Source organism: Pseudomonas sp. HR1, assembly GCF_030175875.1.
GTDB lineage: Bacteria > Pseudomonadota > Gammaproteobacteria > Pseudomonadales > Pseudomonadaceae > Chryseomonas > Chryseomonas oryzihabitans.
The window spans coordinates 513,879-539,552 of sequence record NZ_JASNRF010000002.1 but is presented as its reverse complement, the minus strand read 5'-3'; the positions used below and the strand labels follow the sequence as shown (position 1 = coordinate 539,552).

Genomic DNA, 25,674 nt, shown 5'->3' with positions numbered 1-25,674 from the left:
GCAACTGCTCCGCGGCGGTGCGCTTGCGCCCGAATCGGCACCAGGGTAGGGCGTAGGTCCGCGGCGCTAGTGGATGGTCGGCTCGGTGTTGAGTCGCGCGGTGGCGAGCAGCGGACGATCCGGCACGGCACTGCCGGGCCAGGTCTGGGCGATGCGTTCCAGCACCACCTGGGCCAGCATGCTGTGGGTACGGCTGGCGAAATGCCCGCGGGCGCCAAAGATATAGGCCTGGTCGGCGCCCGGTTCGACGTAGCTGTCCGGATCGCAGAATTCGCGACCGGGGAGACAGGCATCCCCTTCGGCATGGGTGAAGCCGTAGTTGCCGTAGTGAGCAAAGACCTCTTCCATTACCCGGTAGGCATCCACCAGCAGCAGGCGGTCTCCGGCCGGCAGGTTGGCCTGCAGGGTATCGTTGTAGAGCTTGACCAGATCATGGTTGCGCTGGGCCACCTGCTCGGTCCAGGGCTCGAGATAGGGCGCCTTGCCGTAGTCGGTGTTGTTGAGCACCACCAGCCGCTGGGCACCCAGGCTCAGCAGATAGCGCAGCAGCTTGACCTCGTTCAGGGCGGTATGCCTGATCCGCGCCTCGACCTGTTCGCGGACCTCCGGGGGCAGTGGGGCGTCGGCCATCAGCGCGGCCTTGAGCTTCTTGTCGTAGAAGGGGCCGATGATGTCATTGCCGCCGATCTGCACCAGCACCAGGTCCTGCTGGCGGAAGCGGCCATGCTGCATCTCGAAGTTGCGGATCTGTTGGGAAAAGGCCAGTGGCGCCTCGTTGTGGTCGAAGCCCGGCTCGGTGAAGCTGCCGGTCACGGCGCCGCCCTCGGCGTAGCAGAGACCGTCGGGGTCGCTCGGCCCCTCGTGGCCATAGCCTTCCACCTGACGATTGGGACCCAGCTCGATGCCGTAGGCGTCGGCGATTTCCTGCGGGTAGGTACGCCCCGGATTGGTCGCATAGATGTGGCCGAAGGTGCCGCAGTCCATGAGGCTGTCACCAAAGGCGATGACCCTCTGGATACCCCGCGCCTCGGCGATGGGCTCGGGGCTGGGTACGAGGGCGAGTAGCGCGGCGACACCCGCCAGTGCGGTCGCCAATCCCCAGTGCTTGCCCATCCTCTACCTCCCGGCAGCGCCCAGCGTCTGTGCTGCCCGTGCCTGTTGCAACCTTCATACCGGGAAGAGCGGAAAAAACGGCGGAGAGTTCCCCGCGCCCGGACCAGCCGAGACGGCAGGCGACGACAGGCAAGGACCTCGGGTGGGACGGGGCGATTGCGGCCCGCCCGCTGCCATTCAGGGTGGGTCAGTCCGGCTTGGCGACGGGATCGGAAGACTGCGCCAGGATGGCTGCCATCAGACCGGGGAAGCGCTGATCCAGGTCTTCGCGCCGCAACTGGTTCATGTGCGTGGTACCGGCGTTGCGGGTATACACCAGGCCGGCGTCGCGCAGGACACGGAAGTGATGCGACATGCTGGACTTGGGACGGCCGCCGTCGAGTTCGCCACAGGTGGCCTCGGCGACCCGCGCCAGATAGCGGACGATATCCAGGCGCACGGGATCGCTGAGCGCGTGGAACAGACGCTCAAGGGAAAATTCGTCGGGACTGGGATGTTTGAAAGGGCGCATGCGCCAATCATACACCGGGGGTTGGCGATTATGTTATGTTCGATTAATATCGAATTAACGAACAAGATTTCGACGTACACCTTGTCACCATACGGGAGACCGCTCAGATGTCCGCATTGTTCCAACCCTTCACCCTCAAGGACGTGACGCTGCGCAACCGCATCGCCATTCCGCCCATGTGCCAGTACAGCGCCGTGGACGGCGTCATCAACGACTGGCACCAGGTCCACTATGCCGGCCTGGCCCGTGGCGGTGCGGGTCTGGTCGTCGTCGAGGCCACGGCGGTCTCGCCGGAAGGCCGCATCACGCCCGGCTGCGCCGGCATCTGGTCGGACGCCCATGCCCAGGCCTTCGTGCCGGTGGTCCAGGCGATCAAGGCCGCCGGTTCGGTACCGGGCATCCAGATCGCCCACGCCGGTCGCAAGGCCAGCGCCAATCGACCCTGGGAAGGTGACGACCATATCGCCGCCGACGACGCCCGCGGCTGGGACACCATAGCCCCGTCCGCCGTGGCCTTTGGCGCCAACCTGCCCAAGGTCCCCAAGGCCATGACCCTGGACGACATCGCCCGGGTCCGTCAGGACTTCGTTGATGCCGCCAAGCGGGCCTACGAGGCCGGCTTCGAGTGGTTGGAACTGCATTTCGCCCACGGCTACCTGGCGCAGAGCTTCTTCTCGGTGCACTCCAACCAGCGTGACGACCAGTACGGCGGCGACCTCGCCGGCCGCAGCCGCTTCCTGCTGGAAACCCTGGCCGCGGTGCGCCAGGTCTGGCCGGAGCACCTGCCGCTGACCGCGCGTTTCGGCGTGATCGAATACGACGGTCGCGACGAAGAGACGCTGGCCGAATCCATCGAGCTGGCCCAGGGCTTCAAGCGCGAAGGCCTGGACCTGCTGAGCGTCAGCATCGGCTTCTCCACCCCGACCGCCAACATCCCCTGGGGCTCGGGCCTGCTGGCGCCCATCACCGAGCAGGTGCGCAAGGCGACCGGGCTCAAGGTGGCCTCGGCCTGGAACATCGACACCCCGGCCCTGGCCAACCAGGTGGTGGCCGACGAGCAGCTGGATCTGGTGATGGTGGGTCGCGCCCACCTGGCCGATCCGCACTGGCCCTACTATGCGGCCAAGGCCCTGGGCGTCGACAAGCCGTCCTGGGTGCTGCCGGCGCCCTACGCCCACTGGCTGGAGCGCTATCGCACCAGTTGAGGCTGAAGAAATGGCCGCCGCGGACCGGCGGCCATTTCTACTGGCGAGTGGCCAGTATGATAGCTAGCTAATCGTTAGGCCCGCACCTTGCATGACGTCAAAGCGATCCATCGCTGCTCTATCGTCATACAGGGAAAATTGTCATGTCCGAGATGTCTCGTCGCTCCTTCGTCAGCCTGGCCACCCTGGCCTCCGCCGCAGTTCCGCTGGTGGGCTGGTCCCGTCTGGCTGCCGCGGATACGGCCGCGCCGCCCGTGCGGGAAAAGGTGCTGATCAACTACAACGAGAATCCGCTGGGACCTTCGCCCAAGGCCGTGGCCGCCATGCAGCGAGGGGCGGCCCTGAGTGGCCGTTATCACTTCGAGTATCAGCAGCAGCTGATCGAGCTGTTCGCCCGCCAGCACGGCTTGCCGAAGGATCATGTACACGCCTTTTGCGGCTCCAGCGAACCCCTGCAGTACGCGGTGATGGCCTTTACCGGGCCCCGCAGCCTGGTGCTGGCCAACCCCAGTTACGAAGCGGCCATGGTGGCAGCCAAAGCCAAGGGGGCACCGGTCCACGAGGTTCCGCTGGACGCCAGCCATGCCCACGACATTCCCGCGATGCTGGCGGCGGACAGCCAGGCCGGGCTCATCTACATCTGCAATCCGAACAACCCCACCGGCACCGTCACGGCACGCGAGCGCATCGAATTCGCCATCGCCAATCGCCCCAAGGGTAGCGTGGTGATGATCGACGAGGCCTATATCCACCTGAGCAACGAAAAGAGCTGCCTGGACCTGGCCGCGCAGCATGACGATGTTCTGGTCCTGCAGACCTTTTCCAAACTCTACGGCATGGCCGGCGCCCGACTGGGCTTCGCCGTGGGTAAACCGGATTTGCTGGCCAAGCTGGAGGTGTTCGGCGGCGAGAATGCCATTCCGGTCGCCGCCATGCTGGGTGGCATGGCCAGCCTGGAGGATCGCCAGCTGGTAGCGCAGCGCCGCAAGGAGAATGCCGCCACGCGCGACGAGACCCTGGCCTGGCTTCGTCAACGGGGCTTCGCCTGCACGGCCTCCCAGGGCAACTGCTTCATGGTCGATACCGGTCATCCGGGCCAGCAGGTGATCGCCGCCCTGGCCAGGCGCAACATCGTCATCGGTCGCACCTGGCCGGCGTGGCCGACCTGGGTAAGGGTCAGCGTCGGGTTGCCGAATGAGATGAAGGCCTTCCGCGAAGCCTTCGTCGCGGTGCTCAAGGACCCGACGGCGCTGGCCGGATTCACGCCCTTGGAACGCCAGGGTGGCCAATTGGCGCAGCTCGCCTGATCCGCCGATAAAGCGCTTGCAGGGTGGCTAACGGCGCAGCCTTATCCACCCTGCCGCGGGCCTGCCAGTGGAAAACGCGGCGCGGTTTTCCACGCTACCGGATCGAGGCTCGGGCTTGGTCGTTTGGGTTTGTTGGGCTTCGCTAGGCTCAACCCAACCTACGTTGATGGGTAGGTTGGGTTGAGGCGGCTCCAGCGGCGAAGCCCAACAGGTTCAGCTGTCGCGGCTGTGTACCCGGCGACCCGCGGCATGGGTCTCGCGCACCACGCGGTCGTCGGCCAGGGTGGTGAGGACGAAGAGGGTTTCTTCCAGGCTCTTGGACTGCTGCAGGCGGTAGTCGAGCAGCGGGGTGGCCTTGAGGTCGAGCACCACGAAGTCGGCGTCGTGGCCGGGGGCCAGGCTGCCGATGCGGTCGTCCAGGCGCAGGGCGCGGGCGCCGCCGAGGGTGGCCAGGTAGAGCGACTTGAAGGGGTGCAGGCGATGGCCGCGCAGTTGCTGCACCTTGTAGGCCTCGCCGAGGGTCTGCAGCAGCGAGAAGCTGGTGCCGGCGCCGACATCGGTACCTAGACCGACATTGACCTTGAAGGCTTCCATCCGCTCTAGATCGAACAGCCCGCTACCGAGGAAGAGATTGGATGTGGGGCAGTGGGCCACCGCCGAACCGGTGTCGTGCAGGCGCTGGCATTCGGCGTCGCAGAGGTGGATGCCGTGGGCGAACACCGAGCGCGGACCGAGCAGCTGGAAGTGGTCGTAGACGTCCAGGTAGTGGCTGCGCTCCGGGAACAGCGCCTTCACCCAGTCGATCTCTTTGAGGTTCTCGGAGAGGTGGGTGTGCAGGTAGACGTCCGGGTGCTCGGCCAGCAGGCGGCCGGCGGCTTCCAGTTGCTCCGGCGTGCTGGTGGGGGCGAAGCGCGGGGTGACGGCGTAGTGCAGCCGGCCCTTGCCGTGCCAGCGCTGGATCAGCGCCTTGCTGTCGGTGTAGGCGGACTCGGCGGTGTCCTGCAGATAGTCCGGGGCGTTGCGGTCCATCAGCACCTTGCCGGCGATCATGCGCAGGTCGAGGCGTTCGGCGACCTCGAAGAAGGCATCCACCGACTGCGGATGGACACTGCCGAACACCAGGGCGGTGGTGGTGCCGTTGCGCAGCAGTTCGCCGACGAAGACCTCGGCCACCTCGGCGGCCTTGGCCGGATCGGCGAAGGCGCCCTCGGTGGGGAAGGTGTAGGTGTCCAGCCAGTCCAGCAGCTGCTCGGCGTAGCTGGCGATCATGCCGGTCTGCGGATAGTGGATATGGGTGTCGACGAAGCCGGGGGTGATCAGGGCATCGCGATGCTCGATCACCTCGGTGCCGGCTGGCAGGGTGGGCAGCAGTTCGGCGGCCGGACCCATGGCCTGGATGCGGCCGTCCGCGACCAGCAGCAGGCCGTCGGCGTGGTATTCGTAGGAGGCGTCCAGCCCCACCTCGGCCGGGTCGGCGAGGCTGTGGAGCAGGGCGGCACGATGGGCGATGGCAGTCATAACGATCTCTGAAAGACGAAGCGGCGGAAAAGGGATCAGCTGGGCGCGACGGCGTTGACCAGGCGCAGCGGCTGGTCCGCCTGCTGGGCCTGGCGGCCGTAGTGGGCGATGACCTCGCCGGCCACGGCGATGGCGATCTCCAGCGGCAACTTGCCCTGGACCTCGGGCAGGCCCAGCGGGCAGCGAACCGTGGCCAGGCGGTCGGCGCCGTGGCCACGGGCGGCGAGGCGGTGGCGAAACTTGGCCCACTTGGTCCTGGAGCCGATCAGGCCGAAGTAGCCATGGTCGCCGCGGGCGAGGATGGCGTCGGTCAGCTCCAGGTCCAGGGGGTGATTATGGGTCATGACGATGTAGTAGGCACCCGCCGGCATGCGGGCGATCTCGTCGACCGGCTCGTCGGTAACGATCTTTTCCACGCCAGCGGGCAGGACGGCGGGAAACTCCTGGGGCCGCGAGTCGACCCAGCGCACGGCGCAGGGCAATCCCGCCAGCAGCGGCACCAAGGCCCGGGCGACATGGCCGGCGCCAAAGACGATCACCGGGACGTCCTGCGCCAGCTGAGGTTCGAACAGCAGGGTGGTGACGCCGCCACAGCACTGGCCGAGGCTGGCGGCCAGGGAGAAGCGTTCCAGGCGCGGCTGGCGGGTGCCGGCGGCGAGCATTTCCCGGGCGATGTCCACCGCGCGGTATTCGAGATGACCGCCACCGATGGTCAGGTGCTGCTCCTCGCGCCCCACCAGCATCTTGGTGCCGGCCTCGCGGGGTGTGGAGCCCTGTTCGTCGGCCACGGTGATCAGCACGCAGGGTTCGCCGCGTGCCTCGAAGTCGGCCAGCAGGGCCAGCCAGCCACGTTTGGGGGTCATGCCGGTTCCTCCGTGGCGGTCACGGGTATGACCTGGCTCTCGGCGGCCAGGCGGCGCATGCGCTCCACGCCCCAGAGCACCCGCTCGGGAGTGGCCGGGGCGTCCAGGGCCGGGTGGAAGCGGTAGTCGGCCACGCTGGCCACGGCGTCCTGCAGGGCGCACCACACCGAGATGCCGAGCATGAAGGGCGGCTCGCCCACGGCCTTGGAGTGGAACACCGTGGCCTCGGGATTCTGCCGATTCTCCACAAGGCGCACGCGCAGATCCGGTGGCACGTCGCTCACCGCCGGGATCTTGTAGGTGGAGGGACCGGCGGTGAGCAGCTTGCCGGCGTCGTTCCACACCAGTTCTTCCATGGTCAGCCAGCCCAGGCCCTGGACGAAGCCGCCTTCCACCTGGCCGATGTCGATGGCCGGATTCAGGGAGGCGCCGACGTCGTGGAGGATGTCGGTGCGCAGCAGCCGGTATTCGCCGGTGAGGGTGTCGATCAGCACCTCGGAGCAGGCGGCGCCGAAGGCGTAGTAGTAGAAGGGCCGACCGCGGGCCTGGTCGCGGTCGTAATGGATCTTGGGCGTGCGGTAGTAGCCGGTGCTGGACAGCGACACCTGGCCGACATAGGCCAGCTGGATCAGCTCCTCGAAGCTCAGCAGGCGATCGCGCACCCTGACATGGCCATTGCGGAAGTCGACCTCTTCGGGCCCGATGTGGAAGTGCCGGCTGGCGAAGTCGATCAAGCGATCCTTGATGGTTTGGGCCGCGTTCTGCGCGGCCTTGCCATTGAGGTCGGTACCGCTGGAGGCGGCGGTGGGCGAGGTGTTGGGCACCTTGTCGGTGTTGGTCGCCGTGATCTGGATGCGGGCTATGTCGACCTGGAAGACCTCGGCCACCACCTGGGCGACCTTGGTGTTGAGCCCCTGGCCCATCTCGGTGCCGCCGTGGTTCAGGTGGATGCTGCCGTCGGTGTAGACATTGACCAGGGCGCCGCCCTGGTTGAGAAAGGAAGAGGTGAAGGAGATGCCGAATTTCACCGGGGTCAGGGCCAGGCCCTTCTTCAGTACCGGACTGTTCCGGTTGAAGTCGCGGATGGCCGCACGACGCGCCTGATAGTCGCTACTGGCCGCCAGGTCCGCGGTCATCTCCTCGAGCAGATTGTCTTCCACCACCTGGTGGTAGTGGGTGAGGTTGCGCGTCTCCTTGCCGTAGTAGTTGCGCCGCCTGACCTCCAGCGGATCGAGACCGCGATGGCGGGCGATGGCGTCCATGACGTTCTCGATGGCCAGCATGCCCTGGGGGCCGCCAAAGCCGCGGTAGGCGGTGTTGGAAGCGAGATGGGTCTTGCATCTGTGGCCGGTGATCTGGGCGTTGCCGAGAAAGTAGGCGTTGTCGGCATGGAACATGGCGCGGTCGATGATGGCGTTGGACAGGTCCGGCGAATAGCCGCAGTTGCCTGCCAGTTCGAAGCGGATGCCCAGCAGCCGGCCGTCGTCGTCGAAGCCGACGTCGTACTCGACATGGAAGGGATGGCGCTTGCCGGTCATGTGCATGTCTTCGAACCGCGGCAGGCGCATCTTCACCGGGCGCCCGGTGAGATGGGCGAACACCGCGCAGAGCGCCGCCGGCATGCCGGCCTGGCTCTCCTTGCCGCCGAAGCCACCGCCCATGCGTCTCATGTCGACGGTGACCCTGTTCATGGAGACGCCGAGCACCTCGGCCACCTGTTTCTGCACCTCGGTGGGATTCTGGGTAGAGGAATAGACCAGCATGCCGCCGTCTTCGGTGGGCATGACCGAGGCCACCTGGGTTTCCAGGTAGAAGTGCTCCTGGCCGCCGATGGCCAGTTCGCCCTGCAGACGATGGGGGGCAGCGGCCAGGGCGGCGGCCGCGTCACCCAGGTGGTGGCTGTGGCTGGGCGAGATGAAGTGCTCGCGGCGCAGCGCTTCCTTGACGTCGAGGATGGCCTCCAGCGGCTCGTATTCGATGAGGGCGGCCTGGGCCGCACGGCGGGCGGCATCGAGGCTGGTAGCGGCCACCGCCAATACCGGCTGGCCCAGGTACTGCACCTCGCCATCGGCGAGCAGCGGATCGCCGGGGAGGACGGCGCCGATGTCCAGCTGGCCCGGTACGTCGGCGGCGGTGATGGCCAGGGCCACGCCGGGAATCGCGTAGCAGGGCGCGAGATCGATGTGCTTGATCCGCGCATGGGCGTGCTCGCTCATGCGCGCATAGACGTGCAACTGGTTGGGGAATTCCAGGCGATCGTCGATATACAGGGCCTCGCCACTGACATGCTTGTCTGCGCTCTCGTGCTTGAGCGATTTTCCGACGCCGGTGGCCAGGCCGGCGGCGAAGGCCGCGGCCATTTCCTCGGGGGTGCGAACAGGGAGGGTGCTAGACATGGGCGGTGACCCTCGTGGCGAGCGTGGGCTGGGTGGTCTCCAGGTGACATTTGCGCAGCAGATTCTGCGCCGTCAGCAGGCGGTATTCGCGACTGGCGCGAAAATCCGACAGCGGGGCAAAATCCTCGGCCAGGGCCTGGACGGCGCGTTCGATGGACGTGGTATTCCAGAGCTGGCCGAGCAGCGCCTGCTCGCAGTGAGCGGCACGCTTGGGCGTGGCCGCCATGCCGCCGTAGGCGATGCGTACCGCCGCGACGTGGTCCTGGTCGAGCTCCAGCGCGAAGGCGGCGCAAACCGCGGAGATATCGTCGTCCAGCCGCTTGGATACCTTGAAGGCGCGAAAGACCAGGCCCTCACGCGCCCGCGGCACCCGGATCGCCTGGATGAATTCGCCGGGCTCCAGGGCCGTCTTGCGGTAGTCGAGAAAGAAATCGTCCAGAGCCAGTTCACGCAGGCGTTCACCCTGGCGCAACAGCAGGCTGGCGCCCAGGGCCAGCAACAGGGGCGGACTGTCGCCGATGGGCGAGGCATTGCCGATATTGCCGCCCAGGGTGCCCTGGTTGCGGATCTGCAGGGAGGCGAAACGCTGCAGCAGGGCGCCGAAGTCCGGGTAGTCGGCGGCCAGGGCGGCGGCGCAGTCGGCCAGCGGGGTGGCGGCGCGGATCTCGATAGAATCGTCGCCAACGGTGACGCCGCGCAATTCCGGGAGGTTGCCCAGGTAGATCAGGGTCTCCAGACGGCGATGCTGCTGGGTGACTTCCAGGGCCAGGTCGGTACCGCCGGCCAGCAAGCGCGCCTCGGGGTGCGCTTGGTAGAGACCGGCCAGTTCGCTCAGGGTGGTGGGGCTGTGGCAGCGCCGGTTGGCGCCCTGCAGCCGGGTATCGGGTGCTGGCGCCAGGGTCTCGAGGCGTTCCAGGGTCTGCTGCTCGCGGGCATCGAAGTGGTCCGGCTGACGGCCGGCGCAAGCCTGCTCGGCTGCGGCCAGGATCGGCCGGTAGCCGGTGCAGCGGCAGAGATTGCCGGCCAGGGCCTCGTGGGTGGCGGCGTCATCCGGCGCGGCAACGTTCTTCTGCAAGGCGAACAGCGACATGACGAAGCCAGGGGTGCAGTAGCCGCACTGGGAACCGTGGCAGTCGACCATGGCCTGCTGCACGCTGTGCAGGCGGCCCTGGTGCTTGAGGTCTTCCACGCTGATCAGTTGCCGGCCGTCCAGTGCCGCGACGAAGGTCAGGCAGCTGTTGACGGTGCGATAGCGCAGCTGGTCGCCGTCGGGCTCGGCCAGCACCACGGTGCAGGCGCCACAGTCGCCCGAGGCGCAGCCTTCCTTGGTGCCGGTCTTGCCGCAGCGCTCGCGCAGGTACTGCAGCACGGTAAGGTTGGGATCGAGCTGCTCTTCAACGCGCAGCTCCTGGTCCAGCAGAAACCTGATCACGGCCGCTCTCCACCTGGTCTCGAATGCCTTGATGGTGGGTAAAGCTGACCGATAGGTCAACATTTGCCCGGGTGAGTGGCGCCCCTCTGTCGTTTTTGAGCAAGAGGGGCAGGAAAGGCTGCGCCGTCCTGGCGCACTCGGTACGGCTGCGCCCATGGATGGTGCAAAAGCAGCCGCTCTAGCGAGCTCTTCTGCGGAATATTTATGCGGGGGCTTCAAGCCGCCCAAGGCAGTGCCGATATAAAGGCAGACGATTACGGCCTGGCCGCCTGCCGTCAGCACCCTCGTACAACCCGTTGCAACAGGTCGCCCCCGTGCCTACCCAACTCAATCGTGTCGCCCGTCAGGCCTCCCTCGGCTTCTTCGCCCTGGTCACCCTCATCTTCGCCCTGGCGGGCTGGATGCTGTTCGACCTGTGCGCGCGCATCGACGAGCAGCAACGCCACCACAGCGAGGCGGACGCCCAGCGCGCGCTGGAAACGCGGGTGGACAAACTGGGTCGGGTGCTGACCGATTATTCCTTCTGGCTGGAGGCCTATGCGCGGACCAATAAGAAGGTCGACGTCAACTGGGCCTACGAGGAGGACAATGTGGGGCCGTCCCTCTACAGCGGCTACGGGGTGAACGGCGCCTTCATCCTGGCACCCAATGGCGTGACCCGCTATGCCGTGGTTGGCGGCGGCCGCAGCAAGATGCAACTGGACACCTGGCTCGGCGACGACCAGACGGCGCTGCTGGCGCAGGCGCGGGAACGCTCGCTCAAGGATGGCTATGCCCAGGGCTATTTCCTGATCGATGGCCAGCCGGCCAGCGTGCTGGCCGCGGTCATCCGCCCGGATGCGACCTACCAGGACTTCAAGCGGCTGTCCTATATGGTGTTCGTCGACATCCTCACGCCGGACAAGCTGGCCCAGCTCGGGCACGCCTTCGAATTGCCCGGGCTGACCGCGGAGCCCGGGGACCTGCCCGCCCTGGCGGAGCGGCCGACCCTGGTGGTGAGGTCCGATCCGGGTATCGCGGTGACCTTCCACTGGCTGGTGCATGGCATGGGGCATCGCCTGCTGACGCAATTCGTGCCGCTGCTGGCGACCATGTGTGGCCTGGCGCTGCTGCTGGTCTGGTACCTGCGCCGGCGGATCGCCCTGGCGGCGCGGCAGACCGACGTGGCCGAAGATGCCCTGAGGCACAGCGAGCAGCGCTTTCGTACCGTTTCCGAGGCCTCGTCCGACTGGATCTGGGAGAGCGACGCCGAACAGCGACTGGTCTATCTCTCGGAGCGCTTCGTAGCCGTCACCGGCTTCAGCCGCGAAGACTGGCTGGGGCGTCCGCTGCACGAGTTGCTGGGCTACCCGCCGAGCCAGGTCGAGGAGGTGGCCCGGACGCCGCTGGCGGCCGGCCGCACCCGCCGTCCGCTGCCCTGCGAGATGCGCGATGCCCAGGCCAAGCTCAGGTACTGCCAGCTCTCGGCGCAGCCCATCATCAGCGGCGGCCTGCTGGCCGGCTTTCGCGGCACCGTATGCGACGTGACCGAGGAGATCGAGGCCAAGGCCCGCATCGAGCACATCAGCCGGCACGACGCCCTGACCGGACTGGCCAATCGTCATCAGCTGCACCGCTACCTGGCGCAGCGCTTCGCCGAGGGCGTCAGTGCCAGTCAGCCGCTGCATCTGCTGGCCCTCGACCTGGACCGCTTCAAGCCGGTCAACGACTCCCTCGGCCATGGGGCGGGCGATCAGGTGCTCTGCCAGGTCGCTCGCGAATTGCGCGCCAGCGTCCGGGAGGGCGATCTGGTCGCGCGCATCGGCGGCGATGAATTCCTGATCGCGGTGAACGGCTGCCTGAGTGCCGAGCAGGTGAGCCTGATGTGCAACCGGATGCTGGAGGGCATCGGCCGGACCATGCGCATCGACGAGCACGATATCAATATCGGCGCGAGCATCGGCATCGCCCAGGCGCCCCAGGATGGCCATGGCGCCGAGGATCTGCTGCGCTATGCGGACATCGCCCTGTACGAAGCCAAGGCCGCCGGGCGCAATACCCTGAGGTTCTATGAGCCCACCATGAACCAGCGCATCCTCGAGCGGCGCCAGCTGGAGACCGAGTTGCGCCTGGGATTGCAGCGGCTGGAATTCGAGCTGGATTTCCAGCCGCGATTCGACGCCAGCAGCCAGCGCCTGCTGGGCGCCGAGGCGCTGGTGCGCTGGAACCATCCCACGCGCGGTCGCCTGGCACCGGCCGAATTCATCGGGGTGGCGGAGGAGACCGGATTGATCCTCGGCCTGAGCGACTGGGTGCTGCAGGAAGCCTGCAGCCAGGCGGTGGTCTGGGAGCCGGAGCTGATCGTGTCCATCAACCTGTCGCCGCTGGAGTTCCAGCGCGACGATCTGGTCGCGCGGGTGCGCAAGGTGCTCGACCGCACCGGCATCGATCCGGCGCGGGTCGAGCTGGAGCTGACCGAGAACGTCCTGCTGGACGACGCCGCGGGCGCCCTGGAGTTGATGAAGAAGCTCAAGGCGCTGGGGGTGCGGCTGTCCATGGACGACTTCGGTACCGGCTATTCTTCGCTGAGCTATCTGCGCACCTATCCCTTCGATTGCCTGAAGATCGATCGCAGCTTCGTCTCCAACATCGAGGTAAGCGAGAGCAACGCGGCCATCGTCGAGGCCATCGTCAGCATGGGGCGGGCGCTGTCGCTCACGGTGGTGGCCGAGGGCATCGAGACCGCCGGCCAACTGGCGCGCATCGCCGATCTCAGGTGCGACCAGGCCCAGGGCTTCCATCTGCAGCGACCGCTGTCTCAGGCGCGGTTCGCCGCCTTGCGGCAGGACCAGGCACGGCCGCGGGAAGCGTCCAACGACGCCAGTCGCACCCTGGTCGCCACCAGGCACTAGGCACTAGGAGCACCCAGGGCCGCACCCAGCAGCAGCGCGGCGAACAGCAGAAAGAGTCCGCCGGCCGCCCGGTTCAGGCGCGCGAGGGTGGAACCCGCGGTCAGGCGGGTACTCAAGGCTGCTGCGGCCCCGGCGTAGCTGCAGTGAATGAGGAGGCTCAACAGGCAGAAGCTCGCCACCAGCAGCACCAGCTGCGGCAGCACCGGGCGGTCCGCCTGGATGAAGGGCGGAAACAGCGCCAGAAAGAAGATGATCAGCTTGGGATTGGTGAGGGACACCAGCAGCCCTTGCCGGAGGCGTCTGGCGACGCCGATCGCCGGCCGGGTCGTGCCGGTCCGCTGGCCTGGAAGCGAGTCCTGGCGCAGGCGACTCAGACCCAACCAGCCCAGATAGAGCGCGCCAAGCAATTGCAGCCCCTGCAGCGCCCGTGGCGAACTGCTCACCAGGGCGCCGAGCGCGGTGCTGGACAGAATGGCTACCAGGAGGATGCCCAGCACCACACCGAGGATGCCTGGCAGGGCGCCGCGCCACTGCAGCAGCAGGGCGTTGTTGACCGTGAGCAGCACGCCCGGACCGGGACTGGCAATGGTGAGGCCGCACAGCAGCAGGTAGAGGGCAAAGGTATCCATGGCGTTTCCAGGCGGTCTGGTGGCCGGTCCTGGGCTGGCCGGTCCTGCGCTGCCGGCGACCAGTCGCTGACAGCGGCGCCCAGTCTGGCGACAGGGCGCGCCGGCGTCGCCATCCAGAGGGGCGGCTTTTCCACCGTACAGCGGCCGGCGCGGGGCTCAGGCCACCTGGAAGCGCCCCACCAATGACTGCTGGGCGTCGGCCAAGCGGGCCAGTTCGCGACTGGTGACCGCGGTCTGCTCGGCACCGGCGCTGACCTGGATGACCAGCTCATGGATGTCGCTGACGTTGCGGCTGATGTCTTCGGCGACCTGGCTCTGCTGCTCGGCGGCCGAGGCCACCTGGATATTGCGATCGTTGATCAGGGTCACGCCCTCGGCGATCTCGCTGAGCAATTCGCCGGCGCGGAGCATGTTGCCGGCGCCGGTCTGCACCTGGCCGAGGGTCTCCTGCATGGCCTGGGCGGCGCGGTCGGTGCCGCTCTGCAGGCGGCTGATCATCTGCTGGATGCTGCCGGTGGACTGCTGGGTCTTTTGCGCCAGGGAGCGTACCTCGTCGGCCACCACGGCAAAGCCGCGACCGGCCTCACCGGCGCGCGCCGCCTCGATGGCCGCATTCAGCGCCAGCAGATTGGTCTGCCCGGCAATGCCATTGATCACGTCCAGCACGAGGGAGATGGCGTCGCTCTCCTGCTTGAGTTCGGCGATGATCTGCGCGGTGCGCTCGGCCTGCACCGACAGCCCCTGCACCAGGCCGATGGTGGCCTGCAATTCGTGGCGACCCTGGCGGGCGCTGGCCTCGACCTGCCGCGAGCCCTCGGCGGCTTCGCTGGTGCTGCGGGCGACATCCTTGACCGTGGCGCTCATCTCGGCGATGGCGGTGGCCATCTGATCGGTGCCCAGGCGTTGCTGGGTCACGTTTTCGCTTGTCTGGATGGCGACCGCCGAGGCTTCTTCGGCGGCGGTGGCGACCTGCTGGGTGGCCGCGCCGATCTCCTGGATGACCTGGCCGAGTTCCTGGCTCATCAGATTGAGGTTGCCGGTGATGGTGCCGAATTCGTCCCGACCCTGGTAGACGCAACGGGCGCTGAGGTCGCGGGTCGCCAGGCGGGTGAGGGTGCCGTTGACCTGTTCGACCGCCTGCCTGATGTTGCGGATGACCAGCCACGCCAGCACCGAAACGGCCACCAGCAGCACCAGCATCAGGCCGAGGGTGGTCCAGAGATCGCGGCTGGCGCTGGCGCGTAGCTGTTCGGTGGTGGCGATGATGCTGGCGCCCAGTTCCGTTTCCAGGGTGCCCAGCTGATCTATGCGCTGGGTGGCCAGGTCGAACCAGGTGTCCGGCTGCACATTGAGCGGTCTGCCCGGCGTCGTGTAGAGCGCACGCCGCTGCAACTGCGCCAGCTCCAGGGCACCGGGCTGCTTGAGGAGGTCCTCGAATCGCTGGACCACCTCGGGCGCGGACCTCTGCCTGAAGGCGTCGGCGTAGGCGGTGAATTCGCCGAGATTGCGTGCGATCTGCACCAGTAGCGGCAATTCCAGCCGATTCCTGCTGAAGGCTATCCCCAGCAGCGCGCGGTCGCGGCCGGCTCTTTCCTTCATCTCGACGAACAGATTCAGGGCATTCAGGGCGCGCTTGATCGCCGGATCCTCGACTTCGGCTTCGAGCTTGCTGTTGTAGCCGATCAACGCCTGGATCATCTCGGTATAGGCGGCACTGGATTGGGTACCGCTGATCGTCAGGCCGTCCACGGTGGTGCGTACCCCGGGCAGGCCGTCGAGGAGCTTCAGCACGGGTTGCAGGGCGGTATCGTCGCTGGCCACCCGGGCGCGCAAGGCGCCTTGGGCCTGGTCGCTGTCCTGGCGATAGGTTCGCAGGTCGTCACGCACGGCCGTGCCGCCACTGCTGAGAAAGGCGCCGCTGGCGCCCCGTTCGCGTTGCAGGTTGGTGATCAGGGTGCTGACGTCTTGCGCCGTGGCGCTGGCGGTCACGGTGTGATCGAGATTCTCCAGCGTCTGGTAGCGCTCCTTGAGGAAGAGACCGCAAATCAGCAGAAAGCCGGTCAGGGGCAGGAGCAGGATCAGCAGCAGCTTGGTACTCAGGGCGGCGTTCTTCAGCATCGGTCAGTCCTTCAAGAGATGACCCTCGCGCTTGCTGGGACGCGAGGGATCGGTTCCATGAGAGGTCACCGCGCAGGCATCGCCGGACAGGATTCAGCTGCTCAAAGCCTGACTGTTGCTTGGAGAAATACCCGGGTGGCGGATGCGCGCGCATGACCGGCTGTAATGCCTGCAAGTAGCGTGCTAGAGCGGTTCATGGGTGTTGGTTGCCGATTCCCTGCTCCGTCTGGAACCGCGGAGTCGCCACCGGGGCTGAAAGGTGATGGCGGCAAAGGCCTGCGGTGGAAGGATCAAGCCGGGGCACACGGTAGAACTCGGTACAGAGCACTGACGTCCGGGTTGGGGGCAGGCTGGGCAGTGCCGAAGGGCGACCAAGCCCAACGACAGGGCAACGCGGGGAGGCGGGAGAGAACAGCGAGAAGCGGGAAGGCGGGGTTGCAGCGGATGGCCAGCGAGGGGGAACCCGAGCTGTCCCCCTCGCTGGCCATCGAATGCCTGGTTAGGGTCAGGCCACCCGGAAGCGGCCGACCAGCGCCTGCTGCTGTTCGGCGAGGCGCGCCAGTTCGCGACTGGTGACCGCGGTCTGCTCGGCACCGGCGCTGACCTGGATCACCAGGTCGTTGATGTCGTTGACGTTGCGACTGATCTCTTCGGCGACCTGGCTCTGCTGTTCGGCGGCCGAGGCGACCTGGATGGTGCGATCGTTGATCAGGGTCACGCCCTCGGCGATCTCGCCCAACAGCTCGCCGGCGCGAACCACATTGCTGGCGCCGGTCTGCACCTGGCTCAGGGTTTCCTGCATGGCCTGGGTAGCGCGGTCGGAGCCGGTCTGCAGATTATTGATCATCTGCTGGATGCTGCCGGTGGATTGCTGGGTCTTTTGCGCCAGGGAGCGCACCTCGTCGGCCACCACGGCGAAGCCACGCCCGGCCTCACCGGCGCGAGCGGCTTCGATGGCGGCGTTGAGCGCCAGCAGATTGGTCTGCTCGGCGATGCCACGGATCACATCCAGCACCGAGGAGATGGCGTCGCTCTCGTGCTTGAGTTCGGCGATGATGTCCGAGGTCCGTTCGGCCTGCACCGACAGCCCCTGCACCAGGCCGATGGTGGCCTGCAATTCGCGACGACCCTGGCTGGTGTTGCCCTCGACCTGGCGCGAGCCCTCGGCGGCTTCGGTGGTGCTGCGGGCGACGTCCTTGACCGTGGCGCTCATCTCGGCGATGGCGGTGGCCACCTGATCGGTGCCCAGGCGCTGCTGGGCGACGTTCTGGCTGGTCTGGATGGCGACCGCCGAAGCCTCCTCGGCAGCGGTGGCGACCTGGACGGTGGCCGCGCCGATCTCCTGGATGACCTGGCCCAGCTCCTGGCTCATCTGGTTGAGGTTGCCGGTGATGGTGCCGAACTCGTCCCGGCCCTGATAGGCGCAACGGGCGGTGAGGTCGCGGGTGGCCAGGCGGGTGAGGGTGCCATTGACCTGTTCGACCGCCTGCTTGATGTTGCGGATGATCACCCAGGCCAGCGCCGAGACGGCCACCAGCACCAGCAGTACCAGGCCCAGGGTGATCCAGAGGTCGCGACTGGCATTGGCGCGGGCCTGCTCGGCCTGGGCGCCGACGCTGGCGCCGAGGTCCGCCTCCACCTTGCCCATCAGGTCGATGCGCTGGGTGGCCAGGTTGAACCAGTCCTCCGGCTTGACGCCCAGGGCGTCGCCAAGGGGAACGGTAAAGGCCAGTTGCTGCAGGCGGCTGACTTCCTGGGCGCTGGGTTGCTTGAAGGTGTCGTCGAGCTGGCGGATGAACTCGGGCGTGGCCTTGCGCTGGAAGGCGTCGGCATAGGCGGAGAATTCGCCCAGGTTGCGGGCGAAGCGCGACAGCAGGCTGGCGTCGAAGCGATTCTGGTTGAAGGCCAGACCCAGGAGCACCCGCTCGCGACCGGCGCGTTCCTTCATCTCGACGAACAGATTGAGGGCGCCCAGGGCGCGCAGGATGGCCGGATCGTCGACCCCGGCTTCCAGCGAATGGGTATAGCCGATCAGCGTCTTGATCAGGTCGGTGTAGGCCGCACCGGACTGGGTGCTGTTGAGCGCCAGGCCGTCGACCTTGGTGCGCAGCTCCGGCAGACCGTCCAGGGCACGCAGCAGGGCCTGGATGTTTGCATCGCTACCGCTGGCGAGGGTCTTGAGTGCGCCATGGGCGTTGTCGCTGTCCTGGCGGAAGGTCTTCAGCTTGTCCTGCATCGACTTGCCGCCGCTGCCGAGAAAGACGCCGCTGGCGCCGCGTTCGCGCTGCAGGCTGGTGATCACGGCGCTGATGCGTTGCGCCGTGGCACTGGCGGTGACCGTGTGCTCCATGTCCTTGAAGGTTTCGTAGCGGTCGGCGGTGTAGAGGCCCGAGATCACCAGGAAGCCAGCCAGCGGCAGCAGCAGGATCAGCAGGAGCTTGGTACTTAGGGGGGCATTCCTGAGCATGGTGGACTTCTCTGAGGCGGTCAGCAGGGGCGCCGGCGGCAAAGCGATCAGCCGTCGTGGGCGAGGTCGATTGCGGTTATGTCGGCACCCCGGGACGAATCTTTATAGTCAGGTTAATCAGTGGTGCGAGTGAGAGTGCACCAGGCTGTATGTCAGGCGGTACGCCGGGTGGTGCGTGCTGCGCCCGGGGAGGCCGGGCGCTAGGGTCAGACATCGATCAGCCCAGCTGCGCCCTGAAGAGCAGGGCGTAGCCGAGCACCAGCAGCGGCCAGCCCACCGCCGGCCCGAACACCAAGCGCCAGAGCCACAGGCGCGGCACGAAGCCGACGCCGTGGACCAGTCCGGCGGACACGCCCAGCATCACCGCCATCAGCAGCGGATGGCTGTAGTGGCCGCTGGCGTCGAGCATCAGCCCGGGGTGGATCAGCAGCAGCAGGGCCAGGGGCGCCGCCAGCAGCAGGGACAGCGTCCGCCCCAGCGGGTGGACGCGGGGCAGGGCTTCAGCATTCGGCATCGTCATGGACGTCCAGCTCCCGGGTGCTTTCCAGCCAGAGGGCGTTGATGATGCCGAAGCTCGCGGCGAGCAGGACACCGAGGATCCAGGTGAAGTACCACATGGCGTGTCTCCTTGAGAGGCTGATCAGTAGAGGCCGTGGGGGTTGGCGTCGATGAAGCGGTCATCGACCTTGCCCCACATGCGGACGTAGCTCCACAGGGTGTAGGCGAGGATGAGCGGCACGAAGACGGCCGCGGCGACGAACATGATGCCCAGCGTCTTGTGGCTGGAGACGGCGTCCCAGACGGTCAGGCTGGAGGCCGGATCCAGACTCGACGGCAGCACGAAGGGAAACAGCGCGCAGCCGGCGGTGGCGAGGGTGCCGACGATGGCCAGGGCCGTGCCGGTAAAGGCCAGACCGGCCTGACGCCAGCTGCTGCCCAGCAGCGCGAGGACGCTGCCGAGTACAGCCACGACCGGGGCGATCAGGGTCAGCGGTTGGGCATGGTAGTTGGCCAGCCAGCCCGGGTTGCCGGCCGCGACCACCTTGTGCAGCGGATTCAGGGCGGTGCCCGGATCGCCCTGACTGATCAGCACGTAGCCGTCGATGCCATGGGCCAGCCAGACGCCGGCGAGGCCGAAGGTGGCGAGATGCAGCAGGGCGCACAGGCCGGTGGCGCGGCGGGCGCGCTCGCCCAGGGCCTGGTGGGTGCGCAGCATCAGCCAGCTGCCTCCATGCGCGCAGAGCATGGCCAGGCTGACCCCGCCGCAGAGCAGCGCGAAGGGGTTGAGCAGGGCGAAGAAGCTGCCGCTGTAGGTGGATCTGAGGGTGTCGTCGAGCTGGAAGGGCACGCCCTGGAAGAGATTGCCGAAGGCCACGCCGAACACCAGCGCCGGGACCAGGCTGCCGGTGAACAGGCCCCAGTCCCAGGCGCTGCGCCAGCGGCTGTTGTCCAGCTTGCTGCGGTAGTCGAAGCCCACCGGGCGCAGGAACAGGGCGAAGAGCACCAGCAGCAGCGCCCAGTAGAGTCCGGAGAAGGCGGTGGCATAGACCATCGGCCAGGCGGCGAAGAGGGCGCCGCCGGCGGTGATGAACCACACCTGGTTGCCGTCCCAGTGCGGGGCGATGCTGTTGATGGCGGCGCGGCGTTCCTTGTCGGTCTTGCCGATCAGGGGCATGAGGATCATGGCCCCCATGTCGAATCCGTCGGTGAGGGCAAAGCCGATCAGCAGCACGCCGATCAGCACCCACCAGATGAGCTTGAGGACTTCATAGTCGAACATGGCGGTCTCCTCAGACGTTGGCCGGGGCAGCGGGCTTGGCCGCCGCAGCCTGGCGCAGGGCGTCGCCGACCTGGGCGGCGCGTTCATGGAAGTAGCGGCCGGTATGCAGGCTGCTCGGGCCGAGGCGGGCGAAGCGGATCATCAGGTACAGCTCCACGATCAGCAGCAGGGTGTAGAAGGTGACCAGGGCGCCGATGGAACCCCAGAGGTCGGCTGGGGCCAGGGTCGAGGCCGACAGGTGGGTGGGCAGCACCTCGCTGATGGTCCAGGGCTGGCGACCATGCTCGGCGACCCACCAGCCGGTCTGGGTGGCGATCCAGGGCAGGGGCAAGCTGAACAGCGCCCACTTCAGCAGCCAGGGCTTCCTGAGTTCGTTGCGCCGGGTCGAGGCCCAGAAGGCGCAGAGGAACAGGGCCAGCATCAGCACGCCGCTGGCGACCATGATGCGGAAGGTCCAGAACACGCTCGCCACGTTGGGGATGGTGTCCAGGGCGGCCTTGCGCACTTGCTCGTCGGAGGCGGCAGGCAGATCGTTGGTGTATTTCTTGAGCAGCAGGCCATAGCCCAGGTCATGCTTGCGGGCATCGAAGGCGGCGCGGGTGACGGCGGAGTCGTCGCCGGCGCGCAGGCGCTCCAGCAGGGCATAGGCCTGGGCGCCGCTGCGGATGCGTTCTTCGTAGTGCTTGACCAGATCCTTGATGCCGGTGACCTGCTCGGTGGTGGAGCGGGTGGCGATCAGGCCCATCACATAGGGGATCTTCACCGCGTAGTCGGTGCGCATCTCCTGCTGGTTGGGGATCCCGAACAGGGTGAAGGAGGCAGGGGCTGCCTCGGTGTTCCACTCGGCTTCGATGGCGGCCAGCTTGACCTTCTGTACCTCGCCCACGCGATAGCCGGATTCGTCGCCCAGCACGATCACCGAGATGACTGCGGCCATGCCGAAGGCGGCGGCCACGGCGAAGGAACGCCGGGCGAAGCCGATGTCGCGGCCCTTGAGCAGGTAGTAGCTGGAGATCGCCAGGACGAAGATGGCGCCGGTGACATAACCCGAGGCCACGGTGTGGACGAACTTCACCTGGGCCACGGGGTTGAGCAGCAGAGCGCCGAAGTCGACCAGCTCCATGCGCATGGTGACGTAGTTGAATTCGGCACCGACCGGATTCTGCATCCAGCCGTTGGCCACCAGGATCCACAGCGCGGAGAGATTCGAGCCCAGGGCCACCAGCCAGGTCACCAGCAGGTGCTGCCCTTTCGACAGCCGCTCCCAGCCAAAGAAGAACAGCCCGATCAGCGTCGATTCGAGGAAGAAGGCCATCAAGCCCTCGATGGCCAGGGGCGCGCCGAAGATGTCGCCGACATAGTGGGAGTAGTAGGCCCAGTTAGTGCCGAACTGGAACTCCATGGTCAGGCCGGTGGTGACGCCCAGGGCGAAGTTGATGCCGAACAGCTTGCCCCAGAACTGGGTCATGTCCTTGTAGACCTGTTTGCCGGTCATCACATAGACCGACTCCATGATCCCCAGGATCACCACCAGCCCCAGGGTCAGGGGCACGAAGATGAAGTGATACAGCGCGGTCATGCCGAATTGCAGGCGTGACAGGTCCACGACGGATTCCGAGATCATCCCGGCAATCTCCTCAAGCGAAGGGAAGGGGTACTAGTCCAGCAGGTGGGCGCTGACCGCCTGGGTGGCGTTGGGCGGCACCGTGGGGGCGCTGAACCAGAGGCTCTTGATCGCCATGAGCAGCGCCAGCTTGATCAGCAGGATGATCAGCAGTTCCTTGACCAGGCGTCCGTTCATGGCGACCTCGCGAGCCGTGGCGCCGCTCCAGGACGGAGTGGCGGCTGCATGCAGGATGCGCCTGCTGGCTCTGGGCAAAACTGATCCAGATCAATTGGCCAGTGGCCATCGCCTGGGGCAGGTTGTCGCAGTCGTTCAGGTCGGGTTCAGAGGGGTTAAGACAGCGTTAAGACGCCTGGGCGCAAGGTGGAACCGTGACTGACGCCGGCCCGCTGCCGCGGCGACGCCAGCCCCCGTGTTCAAGACAGGAGGATCCACCATGAACGTCTTCAACAAGATGGCCGCTCTCGCCCTGCTCAGCACCGCCAGCTACACCGCCATGGCTGCCGAGATCAATGAAAGACGCGCCCAGGCCGCACTGCAGCCCAAGGCGGCCCAGTCCGAGGTCGTCGCGGTGCAGACGCAGGCACCGGCACGCTGGGACCAGGTGCTCGATCCCCAGGCCTATGGCCAGGCGTCGGTGCGCTATCAGGCAAGGGTCGTGGATCCGGCGCTGCTGCGGACCGTGAACGTCGGCTAGCGCCGCGGCGGGCCGGGCGGACCCCGGCCCCCGTTCGCATGCTATGTTGCATCCCTCAAGACGTGCGTAGGGGGACGCCAATGCAGCCGGTCACAGCCATATCCGCGGGACTCGGGCCGATCCGCTGGGAGGCGCATGCCTGCCTGCCCCTGGTGCCGGGGCAGGACATGTCCGGCTTGCATCGCTATCGCGCGGCCGGCTTCCATCATGTGTCGATCAACGTAGGCATGGACATGACGCCTTTCGCGACGGTGGTGCAAACCCTCGTGGATTTCCGCGCCTGGCTGGCGCGGCATGAGCCTCACTTCCGTCTGGTCGGCACGGTGGCCGACATCCACCGGGCGCGTGAGCAAGGCAGGCTGGCCGTGTCCTTCGATCTCGAAGGCTCGACCATGCTGCTCGACGACCCGGCGATGGTCGGGCTCTATGCCAGTCTCGGGGTGCGCCAGATGCTGCTCGCCTACAACCGCGACAACAGCTGCGCCGGGGGTTGCCATGGCGCGGGAGGCGGTCTGACGGCGCTGGGTCGCGAGATGGTGGCGGCCGGCAATGCGGCGGGCATCACCCTCGACTGTGCCCACGCGAGCGAGCGCGCCAGCCTGGAGATCATGGCGGTGTCGACACGGCCGGTGGTCTTTTCCCACACCAACATCAAGGCGCTCCACGAGCATCCGCGGACGGTGAGCGATCGCCAGATCCGCGCCTGCGCCGACCAGGATGGGGTGATCGGCTTGACCGGGCTAGGCATCTTTCTGGGTGATCCCGCGGCTTCGGTGGCCAGCTTTGTCCGCCAGATCGACTACCTGGCGGAGCGGGTCGGGATTCGCCATATCGGCATCGGGCTGGATACCGAATTGTGCCCGGCCGACCATGACCTGCCCGCTGGCGTCGACGCCGAAGACTGGTGGCCCGCACGCCACTATGGACAGCCGCATGGTCATACCCAGCTGCAACCCGAGGCGCTACCTGAACTGATACGCCAACTGGTGGGATGGGGCTACACCGCCGCCGACATCGACGCCATCCTGGGCGGGAATTTCCTGCGCATCGCGAGCCAGACCTGGCCGTCTGCGGCTGCCTGAGTCCAGGCGCAAAGCGCTTTCCCCTGGCCTAGACGTACTGCGCCGCCGCGTAACCCGACGCCCAGGCCCACTGGAAGTTGAAACCGCCCAGGTGGCCGGTGACATCCAGCACCTCGCCGATGAAGTACAGGCCGGGCGACTTGAGCGACTCCAGGGTCTTGGACGACACCTCGCGGGTGTCGACGCCGCCCAGGGTGACCTCGGCGGTCCGGTAGCCCTCGGTGCCCGCCGGGACCAGTTGCCAGTCGTGCAGGCGGGCGGCGATGGCCTTGAGTTCGTCCGGGGTGTATTGCTTCAGCGGCCGGGACTGGAACCAGCTGTCGGCGAGCAGCGTGGCCATCTTCTTGGTGAACAGCTCGCCCAGCAGGGTCTTGAGTTCGCTGTTGGGCCGCGCCTGGCGCTGCTCGGCGAGCCACTGGGCCAGGTCGAGGTGCGGCAGCAGGTCGATGCTGAGGCTGTCGCCGGGTTGCCAGTAGGAGGAGATCTGCAGGATCGCCGGACCGCTGAGGCCACGGTGGGTGAACAGCAGATTCTCGACGAAGCTCTGGCCGTTGCAACTGATCCGGCAGTCTTCCACCGCCGTGCCGGACAGGCCGCTGCAGAATTCCTTGAGCTGCGGATCGGTGATGGTGAAGGGCACCAGACCGGCGCGGGTCGGCAGCAGCTGATGGCCGAACTGGCGGGCGACCTGATAGCCGAAGCCGGTGGCGCCGAGGGTCGGGATGGACAGGCCGCCGGTGGCGATCACCAGGGACTCGCCACGCACCGGGCCCAGGCTGGTCTGCAGCTGATAGCCGCCCGGGTCGAGGCGGGCGATCTCCTGCACCGAGGTATTGAGGCGGATGTCGACGCCGCCCTGTTCGCACTCGTCCAGCAGCACGGCGAGAATGTCGCTTGCCTTGTTGTCGCAGAACAGCTGGCCGAGCTTCTTCTCGTGGTAGGGCACGCCGTGTTTGGCCACCAGGGCGATGAAGTCCCATTGGGTGTACCGCGCCAGTGCCGATTTGCAGAAATGCGCGTTCTGCGAGAGGAAGTTGGCGGGCTCGCAATAGAGGTTGGTGAAGTTGCAGCGGCCGCCGCCGGACATGAGGATCTTCTTGCCGGCCTTGTTGGCGTGGTCGAGTACCAGCACCCGGCGCCCGCGCGCGGCGGCGCTCAGGGCGCACATCAAACCGGCCGCGCCGGCACCGATGATGATGACCTGGGTCTCGAACACTGTGACTCCTTACCGAGAGAAAGGGGCCACTGGCCCGCGGCGGCGCATGTTACCCGATCGCTCGCCCGGGGTGGATGGCCGCCGTCGCATCGCGGGTCCGGCTGTCCGGGCACCCTCCGACAGGCGCGGGCCGGGGCGGGCGGCGATCATGGGCACCCTCGGCCATGGCCGGACGCGCGGCAGCGGGCAGTCTCAGCGACGGCTGCCCGCCGCCCGTCCGCGCAGGTGATTGGTCGGTAGGGCGGTGGTGTACTTCACCTGGCTCAGGGCGAAGCTCGATCTGATGCTGGCGACGACGGGGATGGTCGTGAGGCAATCCAGCAGCAGCGTCTGGTACTTGGCCAGGTCCTCGCTCACCACCCTGAGCATGAAGTCGGCCTCGCCGCTCATCAGGTAGCACTCCATGACCTCCGGACGCTCCTTGATCGCATCCGTGAAGACCTCCAGCGACTGCTTGTCCTGCAGCTTGAGCGACACATGCACGAAAACGTTGATGGCGAGCCCCAGCGCGGCCGGATCGACCAGGGTCACGGCGCCGCGCAAGACGCCATGCTCCTTCATGTCCGCCACGCGCCGCCAACAGGGGGACGTCGAGAGTCCGGCGATTTCCGCTAGTTCGGCATTGCTCAGTTCGGCGTTCTGCTGCAGGGCATCCAGGATGCGCAGGCTGGCATCGTCGAGTTTGGCGCGGTTCACGGTAGGAATTTCCTCTTTGCGACCTCTACAGGGTTGGATGTACCGATCTTTCCATTTTTCACGAAGAGAAAGGTGCGTTTTCGCGCGCGAGCGGAAATAGCATAACTCCGAGTGATCCATGGGCAACAG

The 25,674-nt window shown here is 66.9% G+C and carries 21 protein-coding genes; 5 read left to right on the top strand and 16 right to left on the bottom strand.

Features of this window, described 5'->3' with window-relative positions:
* Window positions 1–66 precede the first annotated feature (66 nt).
* Both QKY98_RS09795 and QKY98_RS09790 read right to left on the bottom strand, forming a co-directional pair.
* Window positions 67–1,113, bottom strand: a complete 1,047-nt coding sequence (locus tag QKY98_RS09795; protein WP_241809716.1) for an SGNH/GDSL hydrolase family protein — start codon at window positions 1,111–1,113, stop codon at window positions 67–69.
* Window positions 1,114–1,300: 187 nt separating this feature from the next.
* A complete protein-coding gene (locus QKY98_RS09790; protein ID WP_284670784.1) occupies window positions 1,301–1,624 on the bottom strand; it encodes an ArsR/SmtB family transcription factor in 324 nt (107 codons plus the stop codon).
* Window positions 1,625–1,731: 107 nt separating this feature from the next.
* Between QKY98_RS09790 and QKY98_RS09785 the strand changes: the two genes are divergently transcribed.
* Together QKY98_RS09785 and ptaA are read left to right on the top strand one after the other, a co-directional pair.
* Entirely contained in the window at window positions 1,732–2,829 is a 1,098-nt protein-coding gene (locus QKY98_RS09785) for an NADH:flavin oxidoreductase/NADH oxidase (protein WP_044342806.1), read from the top strand.
* Window positions 2,830–2,972: 143 nt separating this feature from the next.
* Window positions 2,973–4,136 (top strand): pyoverdine biosynthesis transaminase PtaA, encoded by a 1,164-nt coding sequence (gene ptaA, locus QKY98_RS09780; protein ID WP_074583054.1) that lies wholly within the window; start codon window positions 2,973–2,975, stop codon window positions 4,134–4,136.
* Window positions 4,137–4,349: 213 nt separating this feature from the next.
* Here the strand turns inward: ptaA and guaD are convergent, their stop codons facing one another.
* The 4 genes from guaD to xdhA are packed head-to-tail and all read right to left on the bottom strand — an operon-like array spanning window position 4,350 to window position 10,345.
* Window positions 4,350–5,654 carry a guanine deaminase gene (gene guaD, locus QKY98_RS09775; RefSeq protein WP_502945081.1) on the bottom strand — a complete coding sequence of 435 codons (1,305 nt, stop codon included), beginning with the start codon at window positions 5,652–5,654 and terminating at the stop codon, window positions 4,350–4,352.
* Between the two features lie 35 nt (window positions 5,655–5,689).
* Window positions 5,690–6,517, bottom strand: a complete 828-nt coding sequence (xdhC, locus tag QKY98_RS09770; protein ID WP_042133517.1) for a xanthine dehydrogenase accessory protein XdhC — start codon at window positions 6,515–6,517, stop codon at window positions 5,690–5,692.
* Complete coding sequence (xdhB, locus tag QKY98_RS09765; RefSeq protein ID WP_284670783.1) at window positions 6,514–8,913, bottom strand: xanthine dehydrogenase molybdopterin binding subunit; 2,400 nt, start codon at window positions 8,911–8,913, stop codon at window positions 6,514–6,516. The genes xdhC and xdhB overlap by 4 nt, the downstream gene beginning before the upstream one ends.
* Window positions 8,906–10,345 (bottom strand): xanthine dehydrogenase small subunit, encoded by a 1,440-nt coding sequence (xdhA, locus tag QKY98_RS09760; RefSeq protein ID WP_284670782.1) that lies wholly within the window; start codon window positions 10,343–10,345, stop codon window positions 8,906–8,908. Before xdhA ends, xdhB begins: the two co-directional genes overlap by 8 nt.
* 314 nt (window positions 10,346–10,659) lie before the next feature.
* Here xdhA and QKY98_RS09755 point away from each other — a divergent pair, with 314 nt between their 5' ends.
* Window positions 10,660–13,236 carry a bifunctional diguanylate cyclase/phosphodiesterase gene (locus tag QKY98_RS09755; protein ID WP_044342810.1) on the top strand — a complete coding sequence of 859 codons (2,577 nt, stop codon included), beginning with the start codon at window positions 10,660–10,662 and terminating at the stop codon, window positions 13,234–13,236.
* On the opposite strand, the gene QKY98_RS09750 is transcribed toward QKY98_RS09755, so the two are convergent.
* The 8 genes from QKY98_RS09750 to cydP all read right to left on the bottom strand — a co-directional run bounded on the left by QKY98_RS09750 (window position 13,233) and on the right by cydP (window position 22,031).
* Complete coding sequence (locus QKY98_RS09750) at window positions 13,233–13,865, bottom strand: LysE family translocator (RefSeq protein WP_074583044.1); 633 nt, start codon at window positions 13,863–13,865, stop codon at window positions 13,233–13,235. The genes QKY98_RS09755 and QKY98_RS09750 overlap by 4 nt on opposite strands.
* Before the next feature lie 156 nt (window positions 13,866–14,021).
* Complete coding sequence (locus tag QKY98_RS09745; RefSeq protein WP_284670781.1) at window positions 14,022–15,983, bottom strand: methyl-accepting chemotaxis protein; 1,962 nt, start codon at window positions 15,981–15,983, stop codon at window positions 14,022–14,024.
* A gap of 505 nt (window positions 15,984–16,488) precedes the next feature.
* Window positions 16,489–18,450, bottom strand: coding sequence for a methyl-accepting chemotaxis protein (locus QKY98_RS09740; RefSeq protein ID WP_197852272.1), 1,962 nt, complete (start codon window positions 18,448–18,450; stop codon window positions 16,489–16,491).
* Between the two features lie 217 nt (window positions 18,451–18,667).
* On the bottom strand, window positions 18,668–18,964 hold the full coding sequence (locus tag QKY98_RS09735; protein WP_051399117.1) for a cyd operon YbgE family protein: 297 nt from the start codon (window positions 18,962–18,964) through the stop codon (window positions 18,668–18,670).
* Window positions 18,951–19,067, bottom strand: a complete 117-nt coding sequence (gene cydX / locus QKY98_RS09730) for a cytochrome bd-I oxidase subunit CydX (RefSeq protein ID WP_007158843.1) — start codon at window positions 19,065–19,067, stop codon at window positions 18,951–18,953. The genes QKY98_RS09735 and cydX overlap by 14 nt, the downstream gene beginning before the upstream one ends.
* Before the next feature lie 23 nt (window positions 19,068–19,090).
* A complete protein-coding gene (gene cydB, locus QKY98_RS09725; RefSeq protein ID WP_284670780.1) occupies window positions 19,091–20,230 on the bottom strand; it encodes a cytochrome d ubiquinol oxidase subunit II in 1,140 nt (379 codons plus the stop codon).
* Between the two features lie 10 nt (window positions 20,231–20,240).
* The gene (locus QKY98_RS09720) at window positions 20,241–21,854 is read right to left on the bottom strand and encodes a cytochrome ubiquinol oxidase subunit I (protein WP_284670779.1); all 1,614 of its coding nucleotides are present in this window, start codon (window positions 21,852–21,854) and stop codon (window positions 20,241–20,243) included.
* A 33-nt stretch (window positions 21,855–21,887) separates the two neighbouring features.
* On the bottom strand, window positions 21,888–22,031 hold the full coding sequence (cydP, locus tag QKY98_RS09715) for a cytochrome oxidase putative small subunit CydP (protein ID WP_169742405.1): 144 nt from the start codon (window positions 22,029–22,031) through the stop codon (window positions 21,888–21,890).
* 259 nt (window positions 22,032–22,290) lie between these two features.
* Between cydP and QKY98_RS09710 the strand changes: the two genes are divergently transcribed.
* Together QKY98_RS09710 and QKY98_RS09705 are read left to right on the top strand one after the other, a co-directional pair.
* Window positions 22,291–22,551 carry a hypothetical protein gene (locus QKY98_RS09710; RefSeq protein ID WP_058790431.1) on the top strand — a complete coding sequence of 87 codons (261 nt, stop codon included), beginning with the start codon at window positions 22,291–22,293 and terminating at the stop codon, window positions 22,549–22,551.
* A gap of 80 nt (window positions 22,552–22,631) precedes the next feature.
* Window positions 22,632–23,633: a membrane dipeptidase gene (locus QKY98_RS09705; protein WP_284670778.1), complete on the top strand. Its 1,002-nt coding sequence runs from the start codon at window positions 22,632–22,634 to the stop codon at window positions 23,631–23,633.
* A 28-nt stretch (window positions 23,634–23,661) separates the two neighbouring features.
* Here the strand turns inward: QKY98_RS09705 and QKY98_RS09700 are convergent, their stop codons facing one another.
* Together QKY98_RS09700 and QKY98_RS09695 are read right to left on the bottom strand one after the other, a co-directional pair.
* On the bottom strand, window positions 23,662–24,849 hold the full coding sequence (locus QKY98_RS09700; protein WP_284670777.1) for a BaiN/RdsA family NAD(P)/FAD-dependent oxidoreductase: 1,188 nt from the start codon (window positions 24,847–24,849) through the stop codon (window positions 23,662–23,664).
* 192 nt (window positions 24,850–25,041) lie between these two features.
* Entirely contained in the window at window positions 25,042–25,545 is a 504-nt protein-coding gene (locus tag QKY98_RS09695) for an Lrp/AsnC family transcriptional regulator (protein WP_197027415.1), read from the bottom strand.
* Window positions 25,546–25,674 lie beyond the last annotated feature (129 nt).

What these genes read in the sequence shown, in the direction of transcription:
- QKY98_RS09735 (WP_051399117.1), bottom strand. Translation starts at nt 18,964, where the DNA reads ATGCCGAATGCTGAAGCCCTGCCCCGCGTCCACCCGCTGGGGCGGACG.
- xdhC (WP_042133517.1), bottom strand. Translation starts at nt 6,517, where the DNA reads ATGACCCCCAAACGTGGCTGGCTGGCCCTGCTGGCCGACTTCGAGGCA.
- QKY98_RS09710 (WP_058790431.1), top strand. Translation starts at nt 22,291, where the DNA reads ATGAACGTCTTCAACAAGATGGCCGCTCTCGCCCTGCTCAGCACCGCC.
- QKY98_RS09790 (WP_284670784.1), bottom strand. Translation starts at nt 1,624, where the DNA reads ATGCGCCCTTTCAAACATCCCAGTCCCGACGAATTTTCCCTTGAGCGT.
- QKY98_RS09740 (WP_197852272.1), bottom strand. Translation starts at nt 18,450, where the DNA reads ATGCTCAGGAATGCCCCCCTAAGTACCAAGCTCCTGCTGATCCTGCTG.
- QKY98_RS09705 (WP_284670778.1), top strand. Translation starts at nt 22,632, where the DNA reads ATGCAGCCGGTCACAGCCATATCCGCGGGACTCGGGCCGATCCGCTGG.
- xdhB (WP_284670783.1), bottom strand. Translation starts at nt 8,913, where the DNA reads ATGTCTAGCACCCTCCCTGTTCGCACCCCCGAGGAAATGGCCGCGGCC.
- QKY98_RS09750 (WP_074583044.1), bottom strand. Translation starts at nt 13,865, where the DNA reads ATGGATACCTTTGCCCTCTACCTGCTGCTGTGCGGCCTCACCATTGCC.
- guaD (WP_502945081.1), bottom strand. Translation starts at nt 5,654, where the DNA reads ATGACTGCCATCGCCCATCGTGCCGCCCTGCTCCACAGCCTCGCCGAC.
- QKY98_RS09745 (WP_284670781.1), bottom strand. Translation starts at nt 15,983, where the DNA reads ATGCTGAAGAACGCCGCCCTGAGTACCAAGCTGCTGCTGATCCTGCTC.
- cydB (WP_284670780.1), bottom strand. Translation starts at nt 20,230, where the DNA reads ATGTTCGACTATGAAGTCCTCAAGCTCATCTGGTGGGTGCTGATCGGC.
- cydP (WP_169742405.1), bottom strand. Translation starts at nt 22,031, where the DNA reads ATGAACGGACGCCTGGTCAAGGAACTGCTGATCATCCTGCTGATCAAG.
- cydX (WP_007158843.1), bottom strand. Translation starts at nt 19,067, where the DNA reads ATGTGGTACTTCACCTGGATCCTCGGTGTCCTGCTCGCCGCGAGCTTC.
- ptaA (WP_074583054.1), top strand. Translation starts at nt 2,973, where the DNA reads ATGTCCGAGATGTCTCGTCGCTCCTTCGTCAGCCTGGCCACCCTGGCC.
- QKY98_RS09720 (WP_284670779.1), bottom strand. Translation starts at nt 21,854, where the DNA reads ATGATCTCGGAATCCGTCGTGGACCTGTCACGCCTGCAATTCGGCATG.
- QKY98_RS09785 (WP_044342806.1), top strand. Translation starts at nt 1,732, where the DNA reads ATGTCCGCATTGTTCCAACCCTTCACCCTCAAGGACGTGACGCTGCGC.
- QKY98_RS09795 (WP_241809716.1), bottom strand. Translation starts at nt 1,113, where the DNA reads ATGGGCAAGCACTGGGGATTGGCGACCGCACTGGCGGGTGTCGCCGCG.